The 26,287-nt window shown below is 43.4% G+C and carries 21 protein-coding genes; 16 read left to right on the forward strand and 5 right to left on the reverse strand.

The annotated features are described in order from the left end of the window. Positions 1 to 6: 6 nt before the first annotated feature. Positions 7 to 1,020, forward strand: a complete 1,014-nt coding sequence (locus tag BK120_RS01120; protein ID WP_083681467.1) for an S-layer homology domain-containing protein — start codon at positions 7 to 9, stop codon at positions 1,018 to 1,020. A gap of 42 nt (positions 1,021 to 1,062) precedes the next feature. Continuing rightward, the gene (locus BK120_RS35105; RefSeq protein WP_076265631.1) at positions 1,063 to 7,377 is read left to right on the forward strand and encodes a family 78 glycoside hydrolase catalytic domain; all 6,315 of its coding nucleotides are present in this window, start codon (positions 1,063 to 1,065) and stop codon (positions 7,375 to 7,377) included. A gap of 263 nt (positions 7,378 to 7,640) precedes the next feature. Here the strand turns inward: BK120_RS35105 and BK120_RS01130 are convergent, their stop codons facing one another. Beyond that, positions 7,641 to 8,072 carry a MarR family winged helix-turn-helix transcriptional regulator gene (locus BK120_RS01130; RefSeq protein ID WP_076265632.1) on the reverse strand — a complete coding sequence of 144 codons (432 nt, stop codon included), beginning with the start codon at positions 8,070 to 8,072 and terminating at the stop codon, positions 7,641 to 7,643. A 158-nt stretch (positions 8,073 to 8,230) separates the two neighbouring features. On the opposite strand from BK120_RS01130, the gene BK120_RS01135 reads away from it, so the two are divergent. The 6 genes from BK120_RS01135 (at position 8,231) to BK120_RS01160 (ending at position 15,520) form a co-directional block, all read left to right on the forward strand. Next, entirely contained in the window at positions 8,231 to 9,685 is a 1,455-nt protein-coding gene (locus BK120_RS01135; RefSeq protein ID WP_076265633.1) for an MFS transporter, read from the forward strand. A 68-nt stretch (positions 9,686 to 9,753) separates the two neighbouring features. Beyond that, positions 9,754 to 10,329, forward strand: a complete 576-nt coding sequence (locus BK120_RS01140; protein WP_076265634.1) for a TetR/AcrR family transcriptional regulator — start codon at positions 9,754 to 9,756, stop codon at positions 10,327 to 10,329. Positions 10,330 to 10,525: 196 nt separating this feature from the next. After that, on the forward strand, positions 10,526 to 11,566 hold the full coding sequence (locus BK120_RS01145; protein ID WP_179089715.1) for an NADH:flavin oxidoreductase: 1,041 nt from the start codon (positions 10,526 to 10,528) through the stop codon (positions 11,564 to 11,566). Between the two features lie 215 nt (positions 11,567 to 11,781). Next, the gene (locus tag BK120_RS01150) at positions 11,782 to 12,864 is read left to right on the forward strand and encodes an endospore germination permease (RefSeq protein ID WP_076265635.1); all 1,083 of its coding nucleotides are present in this window, start codon (positions 11,782 to 11,784) and stop codon (positions 12,862 to 12,864) included. Beyond that, entirely contained in the window at positions 12,861 to 14,339 is a 1,479-nt protein-coding gene (locus BK120_RS01155; RefSeq protein WP_076265636.1) for a spore germination protein, read from the forward strand. The genes BK120_RS01150 and BK120_RS01155 overlap by 4 nt, the downstream gene beginning before the upstream one ends. 5 nt (positions 14,340 to 14,344) lie before the next feature. Continuing rightward, positions 14,345 to 15,520, forward strand: a complete 1,176-nt coding sequence (locus BK120_RS01160; RefSeq protein ID WP_083681469.1) for a Ger(x)C family spore germination protein — start codon at positions 14,345 to 14,347, stop codon at positions 15,518 to 15,520. Positions 15,521 to 15,537: 17 nt separating this feature from the next. Here the strand turns inward: BK120_RS01160 and BK120_RS01165 are convergent, their stop codons facing one another. Further along, on the reverse strand, positions 15,538 to 16,311 hold the full coding sequence (locus BK120_RS01165; RefSeq protein ID WP_179089716.1) for an IclR family transcriptional regulator: 774 nt from the start codon (positions 16,309 to 16,311) through the stop codon (positions 15,538 to 15,540). Between the two features lie 288 nt (positions 16,312 to 16,599). Here BK120_RS01165 and BK120_RS01170 point away from each other — a divergent pair, with 288 nt between their 5' ends. The 6 genes from BK120_RS01170 to BK120_RS01195 all read left to right on the forward strand — a co-directional run bounded on the left by BK120_RS01170 (position 16,600) and on the right by BK120_RS01195 (position 21,710). Continuing rightward, positions 16,600 to 17,700: an alpha/beta hydrolase gene (locus tag BK120_RS01170; RefSeq protein WP_179089717.1), complete on the forward strand. Its 1,101-nt coding sequence runs from the start codon at positions 16,600 to 16,602 to the stop codon at positions 17,698 to 17,700. A 181-nt stretch (positions 17,701 to 17,881) separates the two neighbouring features. Next, positions 17,882 to 18,259: a hypothetical protein gene (locus BK120_RS01175; protein WP_076265639.1), complete on the forward strand. Its 378-nt coding sequence runs from the start codon at positions 17,882 to 17,884 to the stop codon at positions 18,257 to 18,259. Then, positions 18,256 to 19,596, forward strand: a complete 1,341-nt coding sequence (locus tag BK120_RS01180) for a right-handed parallel beta-helix repeat-containing protein (protein ID WP_076265640.1) — start codon at positions 18,256 to 18,258, stop codon at positions 19,594 to 19,596. The genes BK120_RS01175 and BK120_RS01180 overlap by 4 nt, the downstream gene beginning before the upstream one ends. After that, positions 19,593 to 20,162, forward strand: a complete 570-nt coding sequence (locus tag BK120_RS01185) for a nitrous oxide reductase accessory protein NosL (protein WP_076265641.1) — start codon at positions 19,593 to 19,595, stop codon at positions 20,160 to 20,162. Before BK120_RS01180 ends, BK120_RS01185 begins: the two co-directional genes overlap by 4 nt. Continuing rightward, complete coding sequence (locus BK120_RS01190; RefSeq protein WP_076265642.1) at positions 20,159 to 20,980, forward strand: ABC transporter permease; 822 nt, start codon at positions 20,159 to 20,161, stop codon at positions 20,978 to 20,980. The genes BK120_RS01185 and BK120_RS01190 overlap by 4 nt, the downstream gene beginning before the upstream one ends. Beyond that, complete coding sequence (locus tag BK120_RS01195) at positions 20,973 to 21,710, forward strand: ABC transporter ATP-binding protein (protein ID WP_076265643.1); 738 nt, start codon at positions 20,973 to 20,975, stop codon at positions 21,708 to 21,710. Before BK120_RS01190 ends, BK120_RS01195 begins: the two co-directional genes overlap by 8 nt. A 66-nt stretch (positions 21,711 to 21,776) precedes the next feature. On the opposite strand, the gene BK120_RS01200 is transcribed toward BK120_RS01195, so the two are convergent. Together BK120_RS01200 and BK120_RS01205 are read right to left on the reverse strand one after the other, a co-directional pair. Further along, a complete protein-coding gene (locus BK120_RS01200) occupies positions 21,777 to 22,268 on the reverse strand; it encodes a FixH family protein (protein WP_076265644.1) in 492 nt (163 codons plus the stop codon). A gap of 19 nt (positions 22,269 to 22,287) precedes the next feature. Next, positions 22,288 to 23,703: a PepSY-associated TM helix domain-containing protein gene (locus BK120_RS01205; RefSeq protein ID WP_083681471.1), complete on the reverse strand. Its 1,416-nt coding sequence runs from the start codon at positions 23,701 to 23,703 to the stop codon at positions 22,288 to 22,290. Between the two features lie 253 nt (positions 23,704 to 23,956). Here BK120_RS01205 and BK120_RS01210 point away from each other — a divergent pair, with 253 nt between their 5' ends. Together BK120_RS01210 and BK120_RS01215 are read left to right on the forward strand one after the other, a co-directional pair. Further along, positions 23,957 to 25,015, forward strand: coding sequence for an LLM class flavin-dependent oxidoreductase (locus BK120_RS01210; protein ID WP_076265645.1), 1,059 nt, complete (start codon positions 23,957 to 23,959; stop codon positions 25,013 to 25,015). A 15-nt stretch (positions 25,016 to 25,030) separates the two neighbouring features. Further along, positions 25,031 to 25,597, forward strand: a complete 567-nt coding sequence (locus tag BK120_RS01215) for an NADPH-dependent FMN reductase (protein WP_076265646.1) — start codon at positions 25,031 to 25,033, stop codon at positions 25,595 to 25,597. A 76-nt stretch (positions 25,598 to 25,673) separates the two neighbouring features. On the opposite strand, the gene BK120_RS01220 is transcribed toward BK120_RS01215, so the two are convergent. Beyond that, positions 25,674 to 26,021: a winged helix-turn-helix transcriptional regulator gene (locus tag BK120_RS01220; RefSeq protein WP_076265647.1), complete on the reverse strand. Its 348-nt coding sequence runs from the start codon at positions 26,019 to 26,021 to the stop codon at positions 25,674 to 25,676. Between the last annotated feature and the right edge of the window lie 266 nt (positions 26,022 to 26,287).

The following is a 26,287-nucleotide window of genomic DNA, read 5'->3' on the forward strand; positions in this document are numbered from 1 at the left end:
TGCGATATGTCGAATGCAAAACGAATGACGATAGTATTCACAATTTTAATCAGTATGTTCAGTTTAATGCCTATTTCGGCAATGGCGGATAAGGCCGCTGCTTCTTTTGAACTAAAGATTACTAGTCAAGAAGCCAAAACTGAAATTTCAGTAGTGGGAAAAAACTTAACCGATGTATTTGCCTATGATATTTCGATGAAATACGATTCCACTCGATTGAAGTTTGTTGGAGCACGTACTGCTTTGACAGGTTTTTCTGTCGATCCGATCGTAAAGAAGGGGACCATTCGGTTTGCCCATACGAAGACAGGCAATTCAGCTGGCGAGACAGGGGACAAAGAGTTGGTAGTGTTGAAATTTGAGCGAATGGCTGAGGGGAATGCTGAGGTCAGCCTTCAAGCTGTGCAGCTTGTTAATTCGAAATTGGAGATGAATGAACTGAAACCTGTGCTGCAGGTAACTGTAGCTGGAAAATCTATTACTGTGGATTGGAAAGATATTAAAGGACATTGGGCGGAAAGTTCGATTAGGGAAGCGGCTGAGCTCGGTTTTGTTACGGGATATGCCGATGGAACATTCCTTCCTAACCGCGCAGTAACGCGTGCGGAGTTCTCAGCTATGATGGTTCGGGCGCTTCATCTAGAACCTGGAGCTGATAGTAAACTTGCCTTCAACGATAGCGATCGAATAGCTGCGTGGGCGAAACCGTATATCGCAACAGCGGTTAAGGCAGGTCTATTAAAAGGTTATGATGACGGAAGCTTCCGCGCAGACCAGTTAATTAATCGGACAGAAATGGTTGCTGTCGTCATGAGGGCTCTTGATCTAAAAGCAGACCAAAATACGAAGCTGCAGTTTGCGGATGCGTTAGAAATTCCTGTTTGGGCGACTGGTTACGTAGCTGCAGCTGTGGAGACAGGAATAATTAAAGGGCGAAATGGCAATCGGTTTGCACCTCAAGAGCATGCTACTCGGGCGGAGTCGGTAGTCGTCATCCATGCAATGCTGAAGCAAAAATAGAACGATAAACAATAACAAAGGAAAGTCGAGGGGAAAAAAAGTATGAGGAAAACCATGAGTCTTCTATTAGCTTTGGTGATTGGCTTCACATTATGCTTGCCTATGACTAGTACGGCGTATGGCGAAGCGGGTGGAACGGGAGCAATAATGGCGGTAACCGATTTAACGACGGAGTACACGAACAATCCGATCGGAATTGATGTGGTGAAGCCGAGGATGAGTTGGAAGCTTCAGTCCGATAAACGTGGACAGCTTCAAACAGCATACGCCATTCAGGTAGCCAGCACCAAACAGAAATTGCTGGATAATCAACCGGATGTGTGGAATACCGATAAAGTTGATACGAATCAATCGGTAAATGTCGTTTATGACGGCAAACCTCTGGAGTCCGGCAAACGTTACTTTTGGAGAGTAAAAGTATGGGACTTGAACAATGAGAAGGCATCAGAATGGAGTGATCCTGCTTGGTGGGAAATGGGTCTTCTCCATGATTCGGATTGGCAAGCAGAATGGATCGGTATGAGCGACGCGAACAATATGACAACAGAAGGTCTTAAATGGGTTTGGTTTCCGGAAGGGAATCCGGCTTCAAATGCTCCTGCAGGAGATCGCTATTTTCGCAAAACCATTCAATTGCCGTTAGACCGGACAATAACACAAGGGAAATTTTTATTAACTGCGGATGATGGGTTCGTGCTATATGTGAACGGGAAGCGAATGGGCAGTTCTATCAAAGCGGTCGATTCATGGAAAGAAGGCAAAATTGTAGATGTCTCAAGTGCACTCATTCCTGGAGCTAATACGATTGCAATCCAAACATCAAACGATGGCGGACCTGCTGGTCTGCTTGGCAGCTTGAAAGTGGTATTCGAGGAAGGAACACCTCTTCAATTGAATATGGATCAAGGTTTGAAAGCAGCCAAGGTAAAGATGGAGGGATGGGAGAAATCAGATTTTGATGACAGCAGCTGGTCAGCTGCGATGATCGTCGCGTCCTATGGGGAGTCGCCGTGGGGGAAAAATGTAAAAATTACAGCTTCGCCTCCTTACATTCGCAAAGGTTTCTCTTTAGAGAAGTCCATTGCAAAAGCAAGACTTTACTCCAGCGCTCTCGGAATATATGAACCTAGCATTAACGGCAAACGTGTAGGCGGAGATTTATTTACGCCAGGATGGACAGATTACACCAAGCATATTCAATACCAGACCTATGACGTAACTGATTTGCTTCAAAACGGTGACAACGTCATTGGCGCTATATTGGCAGAGGGATGGTATTCCGGACATGTCGGTTTTATTGGTCCGAACATTTATGGCGATAGCAACTATTTGTTCATGCAATTAAATCTTGAGTACACAGACGGTTCAACTGAAACGATTGGAACGGATCAATCATGGAAATTTGCAGCAGGGGCAATTGTATCTTCTAGTATTTTGATGGGAGAGACCTATGATGCAACGAAGGAATTAGACGGATGGGATACACCTGCCTTCGATGCAACGAGCTGGGATTCGGTTCAAAAATTAGAGAAAGAAGTGACTGGGAAGCTAGTCGCTCAGGATGGCCCAACGGTTCAATTAATTGAAGAAATGAAGCCGATTAAGATGACAGAGCCGGAACCTGGCAAATATGTGTTTGATTTAGGACAGAACATGGTCGGAACCGTAAGGCTAAAAGTAAGCGGTGAAGCGGGTCAAACGGTTACTCTTCGACATGCAGAGGTATTAAACCCGGACGGGACCTTCTATACAGCAAACTTGCGCGCGGCAAAAGCAACGGACCGATATACCTTGAAGGGCGGCGGAGATGAAGTATATGAGCCGAAGTTTACGTTTCATGGTTTCCGTTATGTGGAGGTAACGGGTTATCCCGGCGTGCCGAGTATGGATGCCGTTACAGGGCTGGTCATGCATACAGCAGCACCGTTTAGCGGCAAGTTAGAAACTTCTAGTGCGATGTTGAATCAACTGCAAAGCAATATTACTTGGGGACAGCGAGGCAATTTCTTGGAGGTTCCTACCGATACGCCTGCCCGTGACGAGCGTTTGGGTTGGACCGGTGACATCAATGTCTTTATTGGAGCTGCTGCTTTTAATATGGACGTGGCAAAGTTTATAGGAAGCAAATGGATGAGAGATTTGAGAGATGGACAATCAATTAACGGTGCTTTTCCCGATGTAGCGCCTAATGTTCTCGGAGAAAGAGGCAATGCCGGCTGGGGGGATGCTGGCGTTACCGTTCCGTATACCATTTGGCAGCGTTACGGAGATATTCGTGTTATTGAAGAAAATTATGATGAAATGGTTCACTGGATCGAATATATGAGAAAAAATAGCTCTGGACTTATTCGTCCGTCTTCCATGTATGGTGATTGGCTGGATGTGAATGATCCAACGCCAGGCGATTTAATTTCTACCGCTTATTTTGCGTACAGTACAAAACTGGTATCCGAAATGGCGCATGCCATCGGCCGTCAAGAGGATGCCGACAAGTACGAGCAGCTTTATGAGCAAGTGAAAGCAGCGTTTATTAAAGCCTATGTTAGCGAAGATGGAAAAGTTAAAGGAAATAGCCAAACGGGATACGTGTTAGCTTTGTACATGGATTTGGTTCCCGAATCGAAACGTCAAGCTGCCGCGGATCATTTGGTAGAGCTGATTAAAGCGCGCGACTGGCATTTATCAACCGGTTTTCTTGGCACGAGAGATTTATTGCCGGTATTGAGCGAAACGGGACATTTGGATGTTGCTTACCGATTGCTCAACAATGACACCTATCCTTCATGGGGATATCAGATCAAAAATGGTGCGACTACGATGTGGGAGCGCTGGGATTCTATTAAGCCGGATGGCAGTTTCCAAGATATTGGCATGAACTCCTTTAACCATTACGCTTATGGAGCAGTCGGAGATTGGATGTATCAAAATATTGCCGGCATTCAACAGGACCCTGCAAGTCCGGGTTATAAGCATATTTTGATTAAACCTCGACCTGGTGGAGATTTGACTAGCGCCAAAGGATCGTACAATTCTGTTTACGGCATGATTGTAAGCGATTGGAAAAAAGAAGGGGATATTTTTAGCCAGCATGTCACGATTCCAGCAAATACAACGGCTACGGTCTATATCCCTGCTGACAGCAAGTGGGCAGTAACAGAAAGCGGCCAATTTGCATTGTCGGTGGAAGGGGTACAATTTGTTGGTATGGAGGAAGGAAATGCGGTATTCACAGTAGGTTCGGGTGATTATCAGTTTGTAGTTGATCCTATTATTGGAGATTTAGGCAGTGCCCTTGATGAGGCGGACAAATTTCAAAATGAAGTAATAAGCTATTCCAATAATGGAGAGCTCACCAGCGAACAAACCCAGGCACTTTCAGGTAAAGGCGAGGCGCTTGCTAGCCGAATTGAAGCAAGTATTGAGGCGTACAAAGCCGGTGATGATGCTCTCTTTATCGAGCAAGTTCATCATGCTTTATATGAAACAGACGGTTTACAGCAATGGTTGCATGAACAAAGCGATGCTGGGTCAATAAACGATGCTATTGTTAAAAAATTAGCAAATCTCATTTCAAACGCAACAACGTTTTTGTCAGCCATTAGCAATGAAAAGCTAGGAATAAAGTGGTTAATTAGCCCTTCCGAGGTATCCGTACTGCCCGGAAACACATTTACAGTTGAAGTGAAAGCAACTAACGATGGCGATGCGAGCATTAATGATGTGCGTTATACTCTCCAGAAACCCGAAGGATGGGAAGTCACTTCGATAGGAGATAACCAAACGGCTGTCATTAAACCAGGTGAAACGTTTGCTGCTGCATTCCGTGTGAAAGTGTCGGAGCAACAAAAACCCACTAGCCTATTTAATATAGTTGGCAGCGGAAGCTACAAAATAAATGATGCAACAGTGGAAGTGCCTTTGAAGACGACAATAAAGATCGATTCGCCAATCATTATCAAAGCATTAAAGGCAGAACCAGCAACAATCGAGCCTAGCGGTACAGCAACGGTTAATACAACCATTCAAAATAAAGGAAGCTTTTCCGTTGAAGGATCTATAGAGCTCAGTGCTCCTTTAAACTGGACGGTTTCCCCTGCACGCCAAGTCTATAGCCTTAAAGCCGGTGAAGAAAAGAATATTAGTTTTGAGGTAAAATCACCGCTTCTTGCAGTTGAAACGGCTGCTGAGCTGCATGTGATTGCTTCGTTTAATGGAGCTGAAGCAGCCAAGAGCAGTACGGCCATTCAAGTGCGTTATAAAAACCCGCCGCTAGACTTCTACGATCATGTAGACGTTGGCGAACAAGGCTCTGAACAAAAACATAATGTAAAGTTTTCCGCTCAGTCCGGTGCAAATGTGGAGGAGGGATTAACGAGAAGGTATGTTAATCATGGAGACGCAAATGGTTATTTCCAATTTGATATGACCGTTGAGCCAGGCAAACCTTTCATCATTAGGGCAATCGAAACGTATGATCGGGCACAATTGAAAGATTATTATGTGTTGGTAAACGGAACGAAAGTGCTCAGCCGCGTGAATGAAAAAGATAGCCGAGGTATTGTAACCTATCAATTTGTTGTTGATGATATCTCTTTAACAAAAGATGGCAAGGTGACTGTTCGGTTCCAAGAAGATGAGGAAGGACGCAATTATGATCCTTCGATTGCCGACGTTTGGACGATGCCGCTGAACGCAGAATATGTCTCATTACAGGATATTCCTGCTAGAGTGGCTGGAGATTCCATAACGATAGCGGGGTATACGACGCTCGATAAAGTGGAGGTAAAGGTACTAGGGCCGGATCAAGCAATGTTGTTCAATAAAGAATTGCCTGGCGGTGTATTTAGCGAATCCTACTTAATAGAAAAAGATGCGTCTTCGGGAACTTATACAGTGGTTGCAGGCAATGGAACGACGCAAGCAACCAAGCGTTTCGAAGTAAGCGCAAATATCCCTGTTACTGAACTAAAGCTGGATCGTTCTTCCATCGAATTGAAGGATGGTGAAAGCATTGAAATTTCTGCTATCGTCTTTCCGGCGAATGCAACAAACAAAAATGTGCATTTTGTCTCTAATCATGAGAACATCGTAGTCACGAATGTTCATTATGATGAGGCTAGTGCAGTAACCAAAGCAACCGTTACGGCAACCAATAAGGGAGCGGAAGCATTAACGGGTCTCATAACGGCGATGACGGAAGATGGTGCAAAAACAGCTGCACTGAATGTCAAAATAACCGCATTTGCTTCAGAAAAAGATATGGCCACACTGTCAGGTCCTGCAATGGTATTAGCAGAGCAGGAGGCAGAGTGGACGATTGGAACGGACAATATAAGTTCAAATTTCACGGCTCTTGATGTTATTTTTCATTATGATCCGCAGAAGTTTGAATTCCAGACAGTGAAAGAAGGCGTATCTCAAGCGTTAGATCCGTCAGCCATTCAATCGTTGAAGCCGAATTTCGCTGTATTCGGGAGTGCGGTTAAACCCGAGCTTGGCCAAATTCGAATCATTATGGCAACCACGGGTGAGCAGCAAGACGGCATCGACGGTGGTCCTTTGTTCAGCCTCCACGGTAAGGTGAAGGCAGGTGCGAAGGCAGGCAGCACGACCGTCTCGTTGTCTGATTTCGAAGTATCATTGAATGGCAAAGGAACGATAATGAATGTGTCCCAAGCTTCGTTATTGATCGAAGTGAATCTTGCTGATAAAACGGCGTTGAATACAGCAATCCAGCAAGCGGAATCCGCTCATGATGCTGCGGTGGAAGGAACTTTGCCTGGTCAGTATCCAATCGGAGCTAAAGCAGCATTGCAAGCAGCGATCCTCAGCGCGACAGCCGTCAAGAATGATGCGAATGCGACAGGTGAGGAAGTTGCTGGTGCGCTTAATGCTTTGAATGCGGCTATGAAACGGTTTGCCGACTCGGTCATTCCATCGATTCCTGTGGACAGAACCGTATTGAACGCTGCGATTGCAGCAGCACAATCGAAACATGACAGGGCGATTGAAGGGACTAAGGTTGGGAAGTATGCTGCAGGATCAAAAGCGGCGCTTCAAGCAGCCATCAATACAGCCAAAAACGCTGGCAACAGCCAGTGGCAGGTGGATGAAGCTGTAACGTTGCTAAACAAAGCTGTTCAAGTATTCACAGCGAAGATCGTGACATTAATCGAGGGACAAACGAAGGTTACGATTCGAGATCTATCGATTATTGCGAAGTTCTACGGTGTAACCTCAGCAGATCCGAACTGGTCCGAAATTGAGAAAGCGGATGTGCTAGGCATACATGCAATTGACATTCGTACTTTAGCGGCAGTTGCCCAAATGATCCTCGACGAGTGGCGCATAGAATAGCATTTTTGTAATAGATTATGAAAAATAATGGTTATGCTTAAAGTTAAGACACAGGTTCAAAGATCAAGGAAAAGAGCAGGTTATCGAAAAGATAACCCGCTCTTTTTTCGCATTCCATTTGTATTCCAGAGCTTAACTCTGAGCTAACGTTAATGACATTGCTCAGTTCAACTGCTCTTTCTTATTCAAAATAAGAATCGTTCATGACCGCCTTAGGCCTCACTTGATGAAGCTGCTCCATTGGCGTGCGTTCCGTAACGCACTTATAGGTTCACAGAATTCTTATTGATCTTTTGGAGCAAAGTAACCAATAGCTCTATCTCTTCTGCTGATAATCCTTCGGCAAGCGTGTTATTTATTTCCGCAAGAATCGCTTGGAGCACCGGAGCAAACTCAACTGCCTTCGATGTCGGGTAGAGCAGGGAAGAGCGGCGGTCCTTAGGATCAACTCTCCGCTCGATATATCCGGACTCCTCCAGCTGCTTTACTGAACGAGCCGTTGTTGCCTTATCAAATTTCAACTCATTGGTCATTTGGTCCTGTGTAATGCCAGGTTGTTTCAGAATCAGCTTAAGGAAGCTTGGCTGCCCGCCGCTACCGATACCATAGGGCAAAAGCTCACCCGCGAGCTTTTTTTGATTCTGGCGATGAAGCTGAGAGATCAGCTTGGCGATCGGTTCATGGTTCGATTTCATCATGCGCACCTCTTTAAATAAATTTCTAAACGTCGATTAACCTTTCTTCAAACACTACATGAAATTGGTTGCGTACGCAACTACATTGTAGTACACTGGGTGTACTATTTGGTTGCGTTCGCAACTATATATCAATAAAGAGGCATGAGGTGCTAGTTATGAGTACAATCGGTGCAACCTATCAAGAGGATGAGGCGATCCAGAAAAAACGCTGGATGATCCTGATCGTATTAAATTTATTCACTTTTATGGCGACGCTTGATGGCAGCATTGTCAATATCGCTTTGCCTGTGCTGGTCAAGCAGCTGCATTTGCCGCTAGCGCAGGTAGAGTGGGTGACGACCATCTATTTAATGTCGATTTGTTCGGCCATACTTTTCTTTGGAAAGCTAGGGGATATTGCAGGCAAAATAAAAATTTTCAAAATTGGCATGGTCGTTTTCATTTTTGGATCACTGCTTTGCGGACTAAGCTCATCCCTAACCTTCCTCATCGCTTCACGGGTTATACAGGCGATTGGGGCTTCGATGACTATGGCAAACAGCCAGGGCATTGTCACCGATATTTTCCCGTCCACAGAGAGGGGTAAAGCGATTGGGCTGATCGGTACCTTTGTTTCGTTAGGCAGTATTGCGGGACCTAGCTTAGGCGGCATTATTGTCTCGACCTTAGGCTGGGAATATATTTTCTGGGTGAACGTTCCGATCGGACTGATTGCCATTATCCTCGGATGGAAGGTATTGCCTACGGACTTTATCAAGGTAAAATCTAAAATCGATATTCCCGGCAGTCTTTTGTTCGCCGTGTTCATTATCGCGCTGTTTGCTGGACTGCTGCTTGGTCAGCAATTAGGGTATGGAGACAGCCTGATTATTTTATCACTGATCGTAGCAGGTGCTGCTTTCATCGCTTTTATAGGAGTGGAGCTTCGCATTTCTCATCCGCTGTTGCAGCTTTCGCTATTTAAAAATTCATTGTTTTCACTCAGTATTGTTTGCGGCTTTCTTGTGTTTGTAGCTAACTTCTGCTTTAACATTATTGCACCTTTCTATGCGCAGAATATGCTGGAGCTGTCCCCCTTCTATGCAGGGTTCCTGCTTATGTTATTCCCGATCTGTATGGTCGTCATCTCTCCGATAAGTGGTGCTTTATCGGATAAGATTGGCTCTGAAGCACTCACCTTCGCTGGGCTAATCGTGATGGTCATTGCACAATTTGGGCTAGCCCGCCTGCATGACGGCAGCTCTGTTGTGCTCGTGGGCGTATGGATCGCTATGCTCGGCATCGGCAGCGGTTTATTTCAGCCGCCAAACAATTCTTTAATCATGTCCAAGGTTCCACGCACACAGCTCGGTTCTGCCGGCAGTGTCAACTCACTGGTCCGCAACGTGGGCATGGTTGTCGGCATTACCCTTGCCACTACTATTTTATTTCACGAAATGAGCAGCAAAGCCGGATACCGGGTAACCGACTTGATTCCAGGCCAACCTGCTATTTTCCTATCCGGCATGCATGTCGTATTCATGACGTCATCGGCCATTTGCTTAGCATGTGCAATTCTGACAGGCTGGCGACTCGTCATTATGAAAAAAGTAAAAAGAGCAACCGCCTAAAACCGCATGACTCTAAGTATTTTTTCACGTTCTTGACTGCGCAGTCAAGAACGTGGTAAGGTTAACTCATGAGCAGACCAAGAGAATTTGATGTCGATCGTGTTTTGCACCAGTCCATGGAAGTGTTCTGGTCCAAAGGGTTTAAGTCCACCTCTTATGAGGATCTAACCCGTATGACGGGAGTCAAGAAGCAAAGCTTATACTGTGTATTTCATGACAAGAGAGCCTTGTTCCTGAAGGCTTTAGCACATTATCGTGATCAGAGCATTTCGTTACTGAAAGAGCTGGAGGAGCAGAACATTTCTCCACTGGAGAAGCTCGACTCATTACGCAGATCTCTTCTAAACGATGAAGCCATGTGCCGAGGATGCTTAATGGTGAATTCGTCTCTGGAGTTCGGAAAAGAGGACGAGCAGGTCACTCGCGAAATCGAGCTCATGTTCCTTGAAGCCGAACAGGTCCTAGAGAAAATCATGAGCAGCGGTCAGCAGCTGCAATTGATCACCTCCCGTTTTTCCAGCAAAGAGCTTGCAGCTTATTTGAACAACGCTATTTCAGGCGCTAGAATTTTAGAGAAATCAGGCGCAGCTCGGGAACAAATCGAGGCGGTCTTGCGTACATCTTTTGCAATGATTTTGCCTTGATTTTTTTTGCCAAGATTTTGACCGATGAGTCAAGAATATGAAATAAATTCAGGTGATAAACAAACACTACAACCTTAAGGAGGTGGTGGGCAGGCAATTCCCTTTGGTTGAACATTCACATTTAAATCGCGATGATTGCTGCAGGCGACTGCCTGTTATATTACGTAACATTATAAAATTAATTTTGGAGGCTATCATGAACTATACTCAAACCGTAGCACCGCTGTTTAAACCTTTCAAGCTAGGAAATTTGGAATTAGCTAATCGGATCGTCATGGCACCGATGACCCGTCAATTTTCACCTAACGGCGTGCCAGGTGCAAATGTAGCTTCCTACTATCGTCACAGAGCAGAGAACGGTGTAGGACTGATTGTGACTGAAGGAACCATTATCAATCACCCGGATGCATCCAACCAGCAAAACATTCCCCATTTTTACGGCGAAGCAGCCTTAAATGGCTGGGCAAACGTGGTGACTGAGGTACATGAAGCAGGCGGAAAGATTATTCCGCAAATTTGGCATATGGGTGCACGCGGACATGTAGGCGATTATACGGAAGCTGAAATTGCTGAAATCGTCCAAGCGTTCGCACATTCAGCGCTGGAAGCCAAGCGGATTGGATTCGATGGCATTGAGCTGCACGGCGCGCATGGATATTTAATTGATCAATTCCTTTGGGAGAAGACTAACCCGCGCACGGATCGTTATGGCGGGGACATGCTGGCACGCACTACCTTTGCGGTAGAGGTTGTCAAAGCTTGTCGCTTGGCAGTCGGAGCAGAATTCCCCATCGTGCTGCGATTATCCCAATGGAAATCGAATGAATATACAGCAAAATTAGCAGAAACCCCGGAACTGCTGGAACAGTTCCTAGCCCCGCTCGTTGAAGCAGGCGTAGATATATTCCATTGTTCCACACGCCGTTTCTGGGAGCCTGAATTTGAAGGCTCTGATCTTAATTTTGCCGGATGGGTCAAAAAGCTTACAGGAAAACCAACGATTACCGTTGGATCTGTTGGTCTTGATGGCGACTTCATTAGCCTTTTCCAAGAAGGAAAAGGTGCCGCTAACGTCGGGCTTGAAGGATTGATTCAAAGGCTCGAGCGTGAAGAGTTCGACATGGTGGCTATTGGACGCGCACTACTGGTTGATCCGGCTTGGGCAGCCAAAATTCGGGACGGCCGGACAGACGAGCTGATTCCATTTACTTCAGAGGCATTAAAATCACTAAATTAAGTCAGGATATTAATCGCTCTTTCAGGTGGAAATATTAGGTGAGTAAGCATGCTGCGCAATGCAGCATGCTTTTTTACATTTCATTTAAATCGTGCATACATATTACGGGTCTATTGATGTGAAATGGGATGAAGCTCCAGATTCATGCATAATTAGGCGCGTCTAGGGTAATTATACCAAATGAAATATTGTCCGGAAAATGGAGGTGAATAACAGTGGAAGTATCCTTTTCTAGACTTCAAATCATTTTTTTATTGTTGTTATCGCTCGGAATCTCGAATCATGTACTAATCATTCCGCATCTGTTAAAAGCAGCGGGACGCGATGCCTGGATTAGCATTCTGCTCGCTTATGTTGGATTGATTGTTTGGAGCCTGATCTTATATTGGATTTTAAAATCGATGAGTACTTTATCGTTTCAAAGCTGGATTGAAGGCCGAATCGGAAAAATCGGTTTTAATGTCATTGGCGGTGGATTCGCTCTATATTTAATCGTAGCCGGCATGATGATTGTTTTTGATACAACAAAAAACGTCAATATTTATTTCCTCCCGAGAACAGCGAGTGCTATCGTTATCCTCAGCTTTATTTTCTTGGCTTACTGCGCCGCTAGAGGGGGACTCAAAACCATCGTTTATATGTCTACAGTATTATTGCCTGTCGTTTGGATATTGGGAATCGGCGTAGCTATTATGACAAAGAACAGCAAAGATTACGGCATGCTGCAACCCATTTTAACTGAAGGAATAGGTCCAGACCTGAGAGGAATAGTGGTCGTTTTTGGCGGGAGCATAGACCTCATGGTGCTGCTTCTATTACAGCATAAATTGAAGAAACCTTTAAATTATAGCACCGTTTTTGTGCTGCTTACCTTATTAGTGGGATTGATCATGGGACCTACAATAGGATCTTTAGCTTCTTTTGGTCCGATCCAAGCTGAAAATTTTCGGTTTCCCGCTTTTGAGCAGTGGAGGCTGGTGATGATCGGAAGACATATTTCGCATGTAGACTTTTTTGCAGCTTTTCAATTAATGGCCGGAAGTATCGTGAGAACGGCCCTTATCATCTATTTTTTAGCTCAACTTATTGGACGTGGTTCTGAGAAATATTCAAAAACGATTATGATTTGCATAACAGTTGTCATTTCTATACCTTCGCTATTAATGATTAGTGATATTAGCATGCAGGCGTTCATTCAGCGCTACTTCTATACCTATTCACTTTGGTTTGGAGTAGCCATAACGGCGATACTCTTTATGATCACCTATATGCCACATCGAAGAGAGGAAGCCCAATGAATCAGTTGCTTGAGGAATCAAAGCTTTTTGTTGATTTGGAAACTAGCCTGCACAGTAGAAGCCTAAGAAAGAGCCAATTGATAGATGTATTCTCCAATTACTCAGATGTACAATTTCCCGCATTGCCGCAACTGGAGATGCAGGATAAGCTGACGGCATTTTATTGTGAAGGAATGGTCGATAAAACGGAGTTGAACATCTATTTCACCCGCATGTGCCAGTATATAAACGCCATGTTAAGCGGTACGGATGAAGTAGAGGTTCAAGTGGACGAATTACCTTTATTCGCAATAAAAACGACAGCTGAAGATATGGTGTCTCATTTATTTTGCGGCAGCTTGATTATATATTGTGAAGGAGCAGTGGACTTTTGGGTTGTTCACATTTCTAAGATTCCACAGCGGTCGTTGCAGGAATCGAATACGGAAATTTCAATTAAGGGGCCCAAAGACGCCTTCACGGAAGATTTGTTTACGAATATCTCACTCATTCGGAAACGGATGCAAACGGGATTGCTGTTCAGTGAGCAGTTCGTCATTGGGAACATTAGCAAAACCGAAGTATCTTTGCTTTATCTTAGTCACAAAGCAAACCCTGAAATGATAGCCGAAGCACGTAAACGATTGAATAACATTGATTTGGAAAGTGTGGTAAGCAGTGGGCAGTTGGAGCAATGGTTATCGGATCGAACCTTCTCGCTGTTTCCATTAATTGATTATATTGGTCGTCCTGATTTTGTTATCGAAACACTTCTTCGGGGGAGATTTATCATTGTTGTAGACGGATCACCCATGGTACTGATCGGACCGAGCAACTTTTTTGAGTTATTAAAATCACCTGAGGATGTCCACTTCCCCTATTTTTATGTCATGTTTCAAAGAGCCCTTCGCATTATAGGGCTCATACTAAGTATTTTTTTACCTGGCTTCTGGATTGCTATCGCGACCGTAAATCTGGACCAAATCCCTTTTTCCTTATTATCAACAGTAGTTATATCTCGTGAAGGTGTTCCTATGCCTTCTTTCCTTGAAGCATTGCTGCTGTTATTTCAATTTGAATTGCTTAGAGAAGCGGGCGTTCGGCTGCCTAAAGCTGTTGGACAAACCATCGGTATTGTCGGCGGTTTAATTATTGGAGACTCGTTAATAAAGGCTGGGCTTGCTTCACCCACATTGCTTGTTGTTATTGCAATTTCGGTGGTAGCTACATTTAGTTTGGTCAATCAGTCGCTGTCAGGAACAGTCAGCCTGCTCAGACTTTTTATTTTGCTAATTTCCTCTATGCTTGGCATTTACGGTTTCTTTCTGTGCATGTTTCTGATTCTGATCTATTTATGCAGGCTCGATTCGTTTGGGCTTTCCTATCTAGAACCGATATCCTCCTTGCGAATGAAAGACTGGTTATCTGCGTTGCTTGCTGATCCGTTCAGAAGGTCACGTTTCTCTTCGGCGATGTTAAACAAAAGGAAAAGGTGAGAGAAATGATGCGTAATTTTCGATTGACTTTTGTTCTGATAGTCCTCTCGCTATGTATCTCAGGCTGTGCTTCGGATGTTAAGGATATTGAGAAATTGAATTATGCATCGGCAATTGGCGTGGATTATAAGGATGGAAAATATCACGGTTATATCCAGTTTGTTGATTTTCAATCGATCGCTAAATCGACTGAAGGAAAGAAGCAAACAGCGAAAATTTGGGTGGGCGAGGGGGTAGGAAGCTCTTTTGAAGAGTCCTTCTTTGCTCTATATCAAACCGCACAAGAACGAATTTATTGGGGGCATTTGACTTCTGTTATCGTGAGCGAAGCGGCTTTCAAAAGAGGATTTGGAGAAATCTACGATAGTATTGTTCGATATTATGAATTTCGTTTAACACCTTGGGTATTCGGGACAAGAGAATCGGTAAAGGATATTCTAAGCACAGGTGGTTTTCTAGGACAGTCTCCGCTGAGCACCATTCTCCATGAACCGGAAGGAATTTATGCTCAAAGCTCTACTATAAAACCGATTAAGCTCCACCGATTAATCGGAGAGATATATGAACCTGGCTATACTTCTTGTATTCCAGTGCTAGCTTTAAACAACAAGCAATGGAAGGAAAAAAACCAAGACGAGCCCAAACTGATGATTGATGGGGCTATATTTCTCAAAAACGAAGCTTATCAAAGCTATATCCCATTAAAAAAGCTGTCCGGACTGCGCTGGATGCAACAGGGTACAATTCGTGCAGGTGTATCTGTACCTAAAAATACGCAGGAAACCGTTCAAATTGTTGTTGAAAATCCTAAAACCAAGCTGAAGCTTGTAAGCGCGGAAGGAAAACCTAAATATAATATTGAGATAAAAGCGAAAGCTTATATCGTAAGCCAGACCAAGAACAGCTTTCTTGGGCTGCAGCAATTAACTGACGAGACGAAAAAAACGATCGATCAAGAAATTGTTGAGTTATTCCGTACGGGAAAAGAGATGAAGACAGATGTCTTAAATCTTGAACATGATTTATATCGACACCATTACCGTCAGTGGAAAGCCAACTCTCCGGCAGGGGAACTGCTGTTAAAAGAAAATCCAATTAATGGAGTCAAAATTGACTTGAATATTGTGCATTCGAGTTCTGAGAAGTATTCTGTTACAAACCATAAAGACCCTTCGAAATAATACAAAGCGATCTGTGTTTATTTCAAATAACCAAACTGCCGTGAAATTTCTTTAGCCGTTTTTAAGACTTTATTCGTATAGGAAATGATTCGATTTTCATCCATACGATGTATGGAGCTAATTAAAGTAAGTGCGGAAATAACCTGACCGTTCGAGTCTCGAATTGGAGATGAAATGGAAACTAAGTTTTCGTTGAATTCTCCAATTACGACGCAATAATCCTGTTTCCGAATACGTTTCAGTTCCTCTTTCAACAGGGAGGGGTCGGTAATTGTTTTTGAAGTAAACTTGCTAAGTGGTTGGTTCAACATTTTGTTCATACTTAGCTCATTTTGAAAGGCTAAAAGCATTTTTCCGGAACTCGTGCAATGAAGCGGATTTCTATCTCCCACGAAAGAACCTATGTCTTCTTTACTTGAACCCTCCCTTTGATAAATATAAGCTACTTCATTTTCCTCCAATACAGCTATTCGGAGTGCTTCGGAGGTTTCTTGCGCCAGACGCTCAATGAAGGGGCTTGCTGCTTCAGCTAAATCCTCAAAGGACATAACCATAACATGATATAACGATACGATGCGTTGGCCAAGTCTATATTTATGAGAAACTGGATCTTGAAAAACAAAACCTTCGCTAAGCAAGGTGGACAGCAGGCGGCTGGTAGTGCTTTTACCTAGTCCTAATTCTTTGGCGAGCTCCGTTAATCTTTTATCAGGTGTTTTCTCAGTAAACAATTTTAATAATCGTAGTGCGTTTTTAACAGAAGAGAGCGTCTGAGGATTTGTATTCGGCACGAGTTGAAACCCCATTTTCCGGTTTATATTTTAATTTTATAATTCCGTATACAGGAACAATTACATTGTTTGCGTCGACTTTGCCTATTATTATACATACATAAGAGCTCTTATCCAATCACGTTTGTTGAAGGAGGAATAGTTGACAAGCGGAATATTTAAATTTTGCAATCAGACTCAATTAAGTTTTGATAACGCTTACATTTTTACGTGTGGAACGAACGTCTGAATGATCTGGTTGATAAAATTAAACAGATGTGTAAACAAGAAAAGGGAGCTGAACAAATCATGGTTATAGATGAAGAGTACAAAAAATTAGTTTCTTTGATGAAAGAACGAGTTGAGGTCAATAAGCATAAAGGGCTTGATATTGTCATTAAAAAAATTCCGGATTCCGATGTAGAAGGGGATTTGGACCCAAGGGTGATGAATGTTACTTTGGATATGCTGAAGGCGATGGCTTCCGGACCTAAGATGGATTTTGGTTCACTCGCTGCAGACAACATCGGTCAAATCAGAGCTATGATGGGATGGCCAAACGTAGATGTTACCGTTACCGAAATAGAAACGGAACATAAAACGATTGATGGCAAAGACGGTCCGATTCCAATCCGTATCTATTCGCCGCAAAAGAGCGGGCCTATGCCAGCAATTGTGTTTTTCCATGGTGGAGGCTTTATCGGAGGTTCTGTAGATAGTGTTGAAAACCCGTGCAAGTGTTTGGCAGAAAAAGCAGGGGCCGTTGTGGTGAACGTGGACTACCGCTTAGCGCCGGAGAATCCTTATCCTGCCGGACTTACCGATTGTTTTGATGCGGTCAAATGGGTATATGAGCATGCAGCTGAAATTAATGTCAACCCGGAACAAATCGGAGTGGCAGGCGACAGTGCAGGCGGGAATTTGTCAGCCGTGTGCTCTCTGATGGATAGGGATTTAGGAACCGGTATGATTAAATATCAGGCGCTGCTCTACCCTACGGTTAGCATGAGCGGCGTTGCTGCCGATGATTTTGAATGGAATATGGAAGAGTATACCGTTAAACATAACCACGAACTTATTCAGGGAATCATACGAGCATTAGGCAGTTCTACGGGGCTTGAGCACATTTATTTGGATGGAAATACTAAAGTAACCGATCCTTATGTATCACCGTTGTTAGCAGACGATTTGAGCGGTTTGCCAGCAACACTTATTATTGAAGCGGAATATGATTATCTGAGATTGGAAGGCGAGGCTTATGCTAGAAAATTAATCAGATCAGGTGTCAAGACGAAGATGATCAGATACAACGGTGTAGACCATGCTTTTATGGACAAAATAGGGCTATATCCGCAAGCGGAAGATTGTATGAACGAAATTGCAAAAGGATTAAAAGAATTGTTTGCTTGACCAATGATGCTGTGACCTTGTGTAGAGGCTGTTTCAAAAGTAGAACTACTTACTTTTGATGCAGCTTTTTTTTGTTTTGTGAACAGATGATTATCCACTATAGATGACTCTTTCGAGTCATTTGGTTAAAAGTATACGTTGTTAAAATAAGAGAAGTACTTTTAGGAGAGTAGGTGAACCATTGCGAAAAATAATTATAGCAGCGGGGTTATTGTGTTTCATTCTAGTTTGCTTAGCAGCTTGCTCTGCTTCGGCTCCAGTGACAAACGACCCTGCAGCCATTGAGGTGGACTTGAGGACAGATCCTGACAAGCCAGTATCAGGCTCGCCGATAGAACTTATGGCAGATTTCACGGGAGCTGAGCTTACCGATTCCTCAGGGATGACATTTGAAGTCCGCGTGAAAGAGGAACCTGTGTTTATTGAGGCAAAAAAGAAAGGACAAAATGTATTTAGCGGCACGTACACATTTCGAGAGCCGGGTACATACGAGGTGTACATGCATCTGTATACCGACGATATCCATGTGACGAAAAAGAAGCAGGTAGAGGTGCAATGAGAGCAGCATTACAGAAATTAATGTTTGGTTTAATTGTGGCAATGCTGACAATTTTGATTGGGACAAGCAGTGTAAAGGCTGAAGCAACGGCGAAATCTTTGCAGATGTTGATTAATGAGGCCCAGGTAGGCGATATTCTGCTGCTTTCTTCAGGAACATATGAAGGGCCCATAATTATTGATAAACCGTTACAACTGGCAGCAGAGTCTGGCGCAGAGGTTACGATTAAAAATACATCTGAAAAATCAGCCATACAAATAAAGGCTAATAACGTTTCGATCACTGGAATTAACATTTTGGATGAGACGATTAAGAGAGACCCTACCATTTTAGTGCAAGCGAATGGCGTTTTACTGGATGGCTTGCAAATACACACCGGCTCCTTTGGTATCAAGATGAGGAAAGCAAATAACGGTGAAGTTCGAAACACAAGAATTGATTGGGTTGGCGTAGCTCAGAATCGTCCATTGAAACTATCTGACAAAGGAAATGGAATAGATCTGTATGAATCGAATGGAAATAACTTCAATGGAAATACGATTTCTTCTATGCACGATGGTATTTATATGGAGAACAGCGATGATAATGTAATCGAAAATAATCATTTTGAGCTGCTGCGCTATGGTGTGCATTGCATGTATACAAAAGGGACGGTCATTCGCAATAATTACGGCAATCTGAACATTACTGGAGCAATGATTATGGCTGTTCGCGATGTCGAGGTTTCTGGAAACCGATTCAATAAACAAAGTGAAAATGTTAATTCCCAAGGTATTTTATTGTTTGACGCACATGATACATCAATCATAGGCAATCATGTCGAGGGAAACCGCGTCGGGCTTTATGTAGAACAATCCACGCAAAACAAAATAGAAGACAATGATGTTATCGGTAATTTTATTGGGATACAGCTGCTTGATGCTGAAAATAATGTGATCACTAAAAATCAGTTTGTAGGTAATGTGGCAAGCGCAGAGGCAAAAAATAGTATTGGCAATGCGCTAGACGGTAACTACTGGGATTCCTTCCAAGGCATTGATACGGATGGCGATGGCAGAAGCGAAATAGCCTATGCATTAAATCCTTTTTTTCAAAGTCTTATTAAAGCGAAGCCAGGTTTTCAATTGTTTTTTCAGTCGCCAGGAATGATCTTTCTCGAAGATCTCTATCAGTCGGATAGACAGCTCTGGTCAACAGATTTTTCTCCGTTGATGCGGCCAAATGGGGAACTGAATGCTATATTACCGACCCAGACGCTGCTGCATTCTGCATTAGTTGGCGCTGGACTTTTGATTTTGGTGTTTTTTATCATTTATATGGGGGTAAGAAAAAGATGAAAACGGGACGATTAGGTGCAGCACTTTTTTTACTTGTTATTTTGATGCTGGCAAGCGCTTGTGGAGCCATGGAATACAAGCCGCAAGCAATTAACGAAGAAACGGATAAATGCGTCATCTGCAATATGGCGGTAAAGGATGATCCTTACGCAACCCAAATCATCACGACGGACGGTCAGTCTTTAAAATTTGATGACATCGGATGTATGAATAAGTGGAAAGTTGAGAACGGAACCGAAACATTAGGTGCAGAGTTTGTTAGAGATCATAATAGCGGAGATTGGGTTAAATATGAGAAAGCTTATTATGCTTACGATGCTGAGTATATTACCCCGATGGCTTATGGAGTTATTGCCTTTGAGGATAAAGCGTCTGCGCAAGCTTACATCGATGAGCAAGGTATGGGACAGCTCCTTAGCTCGGATGAGCTTGCTCATCATAAATGGGAAGTTAACCGGGAAATGATGAATATGGAAGACATGGAGAAGCACAATGAAAGCATGCATTCCGATGGAAGCAAAGATGAGATGGACATGGGCCATGAGACGGAAGGTAACCCGTCGTGATTCAGACGCTTTATATTTCAATAAGGGAATTGAAGTTAGGGTTTCGCAATCCGTGGGCCTATTCTTTTATGGGTCTTTTTGCATTATTTATGCTCTGCCTGCTCTTAATTAACGCGCAAGGCTATGTTCAGGGCTATTCTGGCATTACCGGAACAACGCTTAATCTAGTCTTATATTTATTGCCATTGATGTCCTTGCTGCTCGGCTCGTTTTCTTTGACCGCAGAGAAGGAGGACGGAAGCTGGGAGTTATTATCGACTTATCCTATCAGCACCTGGTCATTTATGCTCGGAAAATACTTAGGGCTTGCAGTTGTGCTGCTAGTTATCGTGTTTGTAGGTTTTGGCGCTGCGGGTCTTCTTGGTTTAGCCGCTGGATCAGGCTTTGGATTGCAGACATATGTGCAGCTGCTATCCTTTTCCGCCAGCATTGCTTTGTTTTTTCTTGCCATTGCTCTGCTCATAGGTACACTCGCGAAAAATCGCTGGCAAGCTTTAACGATTGGTGTAGCCATTTGGTTTTTTGCTATTATCGGCTGGCCGCCATTGCTTATTTCCGTCCTTGGCTTCATGCCATATCCCGTTATTAAGCCAGCAGTTACTGTACTCACTTTTGTTAATCCGGCAGAGCTTTCCAGGCTTTTTACAGTAGTGAAGCTTGGCGGGGGAGCCATATTAGGTCCGGAATATTATGAATGGATCAAATGGATCAAGCAGCCTGCGGGGAGTATAGGTTTCGCTTTTACAGCTGTTCTATGGATAGGATGCGTGATCACATCTGCACAGTTCATTTGGGAGAGGAGGCGATCACGTGCCTGATCCTTTAGTGAAGCTTGAAGGCGTCAAGAAATCAATAAAGAAACAAGTCGTCATTAATGCGCTTGATTTGAACGTGGAACGAGGTCAAGTTTTGGCTTTGTGCGGAGGAAATGGCGCAGGCAAAAGTACGATTTTAAGGATGATCGCAGGTATATCACAGCCTGACAGCGGTATTATTGCTGTTCAAGGCTTGCGCTGGAAAGATGATCGCAAGCGTTATGCTGAGCTTATAGGTTACATGCCGGATGATTTTCGGTTTGGTACTGGTTTAACAGCTTGTGAAACACTTGCGTTTTGGGCATCGCTGCGAGGGGTATCAAAACTAAGAGTACAGGAAGTGCTGGAGGAGGTAGGCCTTGCGGATACTGGGAAAAAATCAGTATCCTCCTTCTCGAAAGGAATGCGACAACGTGTATTGTTTGCACAGGCTTTATTGGCCAAGCCGCCCATTGTATTGATGGATGAGCCTACAAATGGTCTCGATCCTTACTGGATTGAAACCTTCGTACGTATGGTGAAAGAAATCGCAGCGAATGGCCAAACAGTTATTTTTTCAACCCATCAGCTTCATGTGGCAGAGGCTCTTGCAGACCGAATTGCTCTGTTAAGAGGCGGTCATATTGAGCTTGAAGGCTCTTCTGTACAGATTCGGGAGCAATTAGGCGCGAGAGGACTTCAGGATGCATTCGCAGAGTGGTTTGGATTAACGGGCAGCCTTAACGGATTTTAATTATTCCCTCATACACAAAACAAATCCCCCGACCTGTTTAGGCGGGGGATTTGTTGCATCTATTCTTTAATGATGATGTCCGCTCTCCACAGGTGCAGGTTCACCAGAATGTTGTGCGCTCTCCAGCATTGCTAGCTTTTCAATCGCGTCCTTGCCAATCGCAAAGCGCTTGGCCGGCATAACCTGATCGTTTGCAAAATGAATGCGAGATTGGACAACATAAAGGCCTTCCTTGGCAATTGAATGCGTGACACTATATACGCCAGGCGACAATTGTTCTGCTTGTATGGTCACGGCGGAAGACTGGTCGTCTTCCTGCCAGATGATGAATTGTGCTTGATCTGCGTTTATCATCGGCTTACCGCTCTTAAGGACTTCTACAGAGAAATGGTTTGGTTTTTCAATTTCGAGGTTCTCAGGCAAAAGAAGATTAACAGTTAGATGAGGCGGTAGACCGCTCTCGTCAACTTCAGCAGATTTGGCAGTGCAGCTACATAACAATACGACAAGAAGAAGCGGCAATGCCGACTTATACAAACGGCGGATGGTTACATTCATAAGTACATTCTCCTTAAGCTTAGACCGAGAACCAGTGCCGTAGCGACTTTATTCTGCGGAGGATGAATAAATCGAGGATAAGAACTACAAGAATCGATAAGCCAACTAAGAGCATTAAAGCGCCGCAAGCCAACATGATGATCAGTACGCCAATCGTTATTTTTCTGCTCTTTGGTTTGGCTGGAGCGCCAAGTTTGCCTTCAGGCTTACGCTTGCGCCACATGACATAAGAGCTTATGGCTACCAGGATAAGTCCCATACAGGCAATTAATCCAAGCAGCTGATTGGCTAAGCCAAATAGGGTGCCTTCATGAAAAGCGATGCCATATGAAATCGCTTTGGCCATCATTCCATAATCTGCAAAGCGTACATCTGTCAGCACTGCTCCGCTATATTGATCGATGTGAAGCGTTGCATCCTTACCCGGTGTGGGATGTGATGTGGATACAGTAAAAACACCGCTCTCTCCCATAGGGATTGTAATCGTGTAGGGTTTCAGAACATGACGCTGTTCAGCAATAGCTTCCATTTCATTTATGCTTAAAGGTACATAACCCCCTAGTACAGAAGCAGGAACGGGTAAACTTTCTGCTGCCCAAGGCAAATCCTCGGCAATATCTTTGGCGACCGTAACGGATTCAGGTTTTGCGCCGAAGATGGAAGCAAAGGGTGGCGTATTCGTGTTTGTTGAATTAGCCAGCTTATCGATTTGTCCACCCATAATCCCAGACCATGGCAGTCCTCCAGCTATAATGACTAACAAAACGAGGGATATCCAAAATGCAGGAACCGCATGCAAATCTCTCCAGAAAATACGGCTTCCGGGTTTACTGAGCCTTGGAAGAATAGTTCCCCATATGGCAGATTTATTGCGTGGCCACCAAAGGAATAAACCGGTCAATATCATGATGATCGCCCAGCATGCTGCAAGCTCTACAAGCCGGTTGGCAAAGGTACCTCCTATAACTAGCTCGCTGTGCATTTTTTTGAAAAAAGCGGAAAATGTTTTGTCACTGTTCATCATGCCAAGTACATTACCAGTGTAAGGATCCACGTACATCGTTGTGGAGGTTCCATTCCGGCTTACCGACATTTTGTAGCTTGATTTAGGATCATCGTCGAGCGTAATCGACGATACTATAGTACCTGGATAAGCTTTTGTTGTTTTCTCAATAATTCCTTCAGGCGGCATCTTGGTTGTTCCAACTTCACGAACAGTAAGCATATCTTTGTACAAATATCCCTCGATTTGCGGTTTGAATAAATAAACGGAACCGCTGAATGCTAAAACAATCAAGAAGGGTGCAAAAATAATGCCTGCGTAAAAATGCCATCTCCACACAGACTGATGAATGGCTTGGCTTATTCCTGTTGACGCACGTTTTTTCATCCCGGGTTCAGATGTGTTTAATTTTTCAACTGGCATATTGCTCATAAAACGTTACCCCGTTCCTGTAATAATAAAATCTCATTTATTATAACGTCATGAAGGATAATATCGGATGACTCAATAGAGCTATCATTTCAAATATTTCAAATCTAAAAAAGGTGTAAATATCACAATAGTATACTTTTAGATACCCTGTTCCTCGAAAGTACGTACTTCCATTACCTATTTAAAAGAGTAATAATAGGTTTATAACAAAAAGTAATTAACTTAAATTAAATAAGAGAGAGGTTGATATAGAGTGGAAAAATATCGTATTGATCAAAGCAAAGGAATAGAATTTGGGCTTTACTCTCTAGGGGATCATTTGCCCAACCCGCATACGGGTGAGCGGATCTCTGCACAGCAGCGCATTAAAGAAATCATTGAAGCGGCCAAATTATCTGAACAAGCAGGTCTTGATGTGTTCAGCGTTGGTGAAAGTCATCAGGAATACTTTGTATCCCAAGCCCACGCAGTTATTCTTAGCGCTATCGCTCAGGCAACAGATAAAATTAAAATATCAAGCTCAGCATCGATTATAAGCACTTCCGATCCCGTTCGTGTTTATGAAGACTTTGCGACGATCGATTTGATATCGAATGGACGAGCAGAAATCGTGGCTGGCAGGGCATCACGAATCGGATTGTTTCAATTGCTTGGGTATGATCTTCGTGATTATGAAGAGCTGTATGAAGAGAAATTCGAGCTGCTAAATGTAATCAATAATCAGGAGACTGTTACTTGGAATGGACAATTTCGCGCTCCTCTTAACGATGCGAAAATATTGCCGCGGCCGTTAAACGGCTCTTTACCGATATGGCGTGCAGTAGGCGGATCGCCAGCTAGTGCGATAAAAGCTGGAATGGCAGGGGTGCCAATGATGCTGGCGACATTAGCGGGTCCGTCATCAAGCTTTAAATTATCAGTTGACGCCTACCGAAGAGCTGCTGAACAAAGTGGTTTTGACCCAGCAACGCTGCCAGTTGCAACCACTAGCTTGTTTTATGTAGCGGAAACCTCACAGCAAGCGATGAAGGAAGCTTACCCTCATGTTAACAAAGGTATGGAATTTTCTAACGGACGCGGTTTTCCGAAGCAGCATTTTGCTCAAGGTGCCGATACCCGCAATGCTTTGATGGTCGGAAGTCCTCAAGAAATTATTGAAAAAATACTATATCAATATGAGCTATTTGGTCACCAGCGTTTTCTCGCTCAAATCGAATTTGGCGGAGTATCATTTGAAAAAATCATGGAGATGATTGAAACCATTGGCACTGTTATTTTACCCGCAATAAAAAAATATACAGCAGCGAAATAATAGGAGGGATTCATTATGAAAATCGTTGGTTTGTCGGGATCAATCGTGGGCTCAAAAACAAGAACAGCAATGAATTACACTTTGGAATCGGTCAAAAAGCAATACCCTGATGCGGAAGTGACGTTAATTGATTTGGCCGATTATACGATTCAATTCAGCGATGGTCGTAATTACTTGGAATATGAAGGTGATACGGGCTACGTTACGAAAACCATTATGGATGCAGATGCCGTTATTATTGGGACACCCGTCTTTCAAGCTTCCATTCCAGCTACTTTAAAAAATATTTTTGATTTGCTGCCCGTTAATGCTTTTCGCGATAAAATTGTGAGTATGCTTGTTACAGCTGGGTCATCCAAGCACTATTTAATTGCAGAACAACAATTGAAGCCAATTTTAGCTTATATGAAAGCTCAGATCGTGCAAACCTATGTGTTTATTGAAGAGAAGGACTTTCAGAGGAAAGAAATTGCGAATGACGATGTTATTTTTCGAATTGAGCGTTTGGTGGAGGATACCGTTGTATTGACCGACACATTTACCAAGATTCGTGAACAGAAAGAAGAAAAGTACGATTTTTAAGACAGCTGCTTGAAAACGTTGCAGTCGCGCTGTGCCATAGAGTAAAAAGATGAACTGCAGAGTTCATCTTTTTTACTTAAAGGCTAGTTTGATTCTTTTTTTGCATTTTATACAAGGTGTGCTTAGTGCCCCATTCGTGCATAATATCGAGAACAGGTTCTATGCTCTTGCCGTATTCCGTTATGGAATATTCTACTTTTGGCGGTACTTGAGCATATACTTTTCGAGAGATGATGTCCTCTTCTTCGAGCTCACGCAGCTGTTGGGTTAACATTTTCTGCGTTATTCCTGGTAGATTTCGTTTCAACTCACTGAATCTGTTGGTGCCCGAATGCATAAGATGCAACAAAATGAGGGGCTTCCATTTGCCTACTAAAATACTGAGGGCATCATCTACATTACATAACTCGGGCTGCTTGTCCATTTCGTTTCGTTCCACCTTACAATATTTTTTTGTATGCTATAGTACATGTAAGCATGTACTTACTATGATTGATTTCATTATTCATATTAGCATCATAAAGTGTGATTAGAAAGCCGTCATTGAAGTGTGTGCTTTTGCAGCCAAAAACCTCCATACGAATGGAGGTTATTTTGCGTTTATAATTAAGAGCATCTAGTTTCCAAACCGTAGTGTAAATGATATTATCCTAATGGTTGTACAATAAAATCAGGACTTTCAGTATCATC

Origin of the sequence: Paenibacillus sp. FSL A5-0031, from assembly GCF_001956295.1 — a bacterium.
Classification (GTDB): Bacteria; Bacillota; Bacilli; order Paenibacillales; family Paenibacillaceae; genus Pristimantibacillus.

Coding starts and splice junctions, on each gene's coding strand:
- BK120_RS01120 (WP_083681467.1), top strand. CDS start 7: ATGTCGAATGCAAAACGAATGACGATAGTATTCACAATTTTAATCAGT.
- BK120_RS35105 (WP_076265631.1), top strand. CDS start 1,063: ATGAGGAAAACCATGAGTCTTCTATTAGCTTTGGTGATTGGCTTCACA.
- BK120_RS01130 (WP_076265632.1), bottom strand. CDS start 8,072: ATGAAATCGAACCATGAACCGATCGCCAAGCTGATCTCTCAGCTTCAT.
- BK120_RS01135 (WP_076265633.1), top strand. CDS start 8,231: ATGAGTACAATCGGTGCAACCTATCAAGAGGATGAGGCGATCCAGAAA.
- BK120_RS01140 (WP_076265634.1), top strand. CDS start 9,754: ATGAGCAGACCAAGAGAATTTGATGTCGATCGTGTTTTGCACCAGTCC.
- BK120_RS01145 (WP_179089715.1), top strand. CDS start 10,526: ATGAACTATACTCAAACCGTAGCACCGCTGTTTAAACCTTTCAAGCTA.
- BK120_RS01155 (WP_076265636.1), top strand. CDS start 12,861: ATGAATCAGTTGCTTGAGGAATCAAAGCTTTTTGTTGATTTGGAAACT.
- BK120_RS01160 (WP_083681469.1), top strand. CDS start 14,345: ATGATGCGTAATTTTCGATTGACTTTTGTTCTGATAGTCCTCTCGCTA.
- BK120_RS01170 (WP_179089717.1), top strand. CDS start 16,600: ATGGTTATAGATGAAGAGTACAAAAAATTAGTTTCTTTGATGAAAGAA.
- BK120_RS01180 (WP_076265640.1), top strand. CDS start 18,256: ATGAGAGCAGCATTACAGAAATTAATGTTTGGTTTAATTGTGGCAATG.
- BK120_RS01185 (WP_076265641.1), top strand. CDS start 19,593: ATGAAAACGGGACGATTAGGTGCAGCACTTTTTTTACTTGTTATTTTG.
- BK120_RS01200 (WP_076265644.1), bottom strand. CDS start 22,268: ATGAATGTAACCATCCGCCGTTTGTATAAGTCGGCATTGCCGCTTCTT.
- BK120_RS01205 (WP_083681471.1), bottom strand. CDS start 23,703: ATGAGCAATATGCCAGTTGAAAAATTAAACACATCTGAACCCGGGATG.
- BK120_RS01215 (WP_076265646.1), top strand. CDS start 25,031: ATGAAAATCGTTGGTTTGTCGGGATCAATCGTGGGCTCAAAAACAAGA.
- BK120_RS01220 (WP_076265647.1), bottom strand. CDS start 26,021: ATGGACAAGCAGCCCGAGTTATGTAATGTAGATGATGCCCTCAGTATT.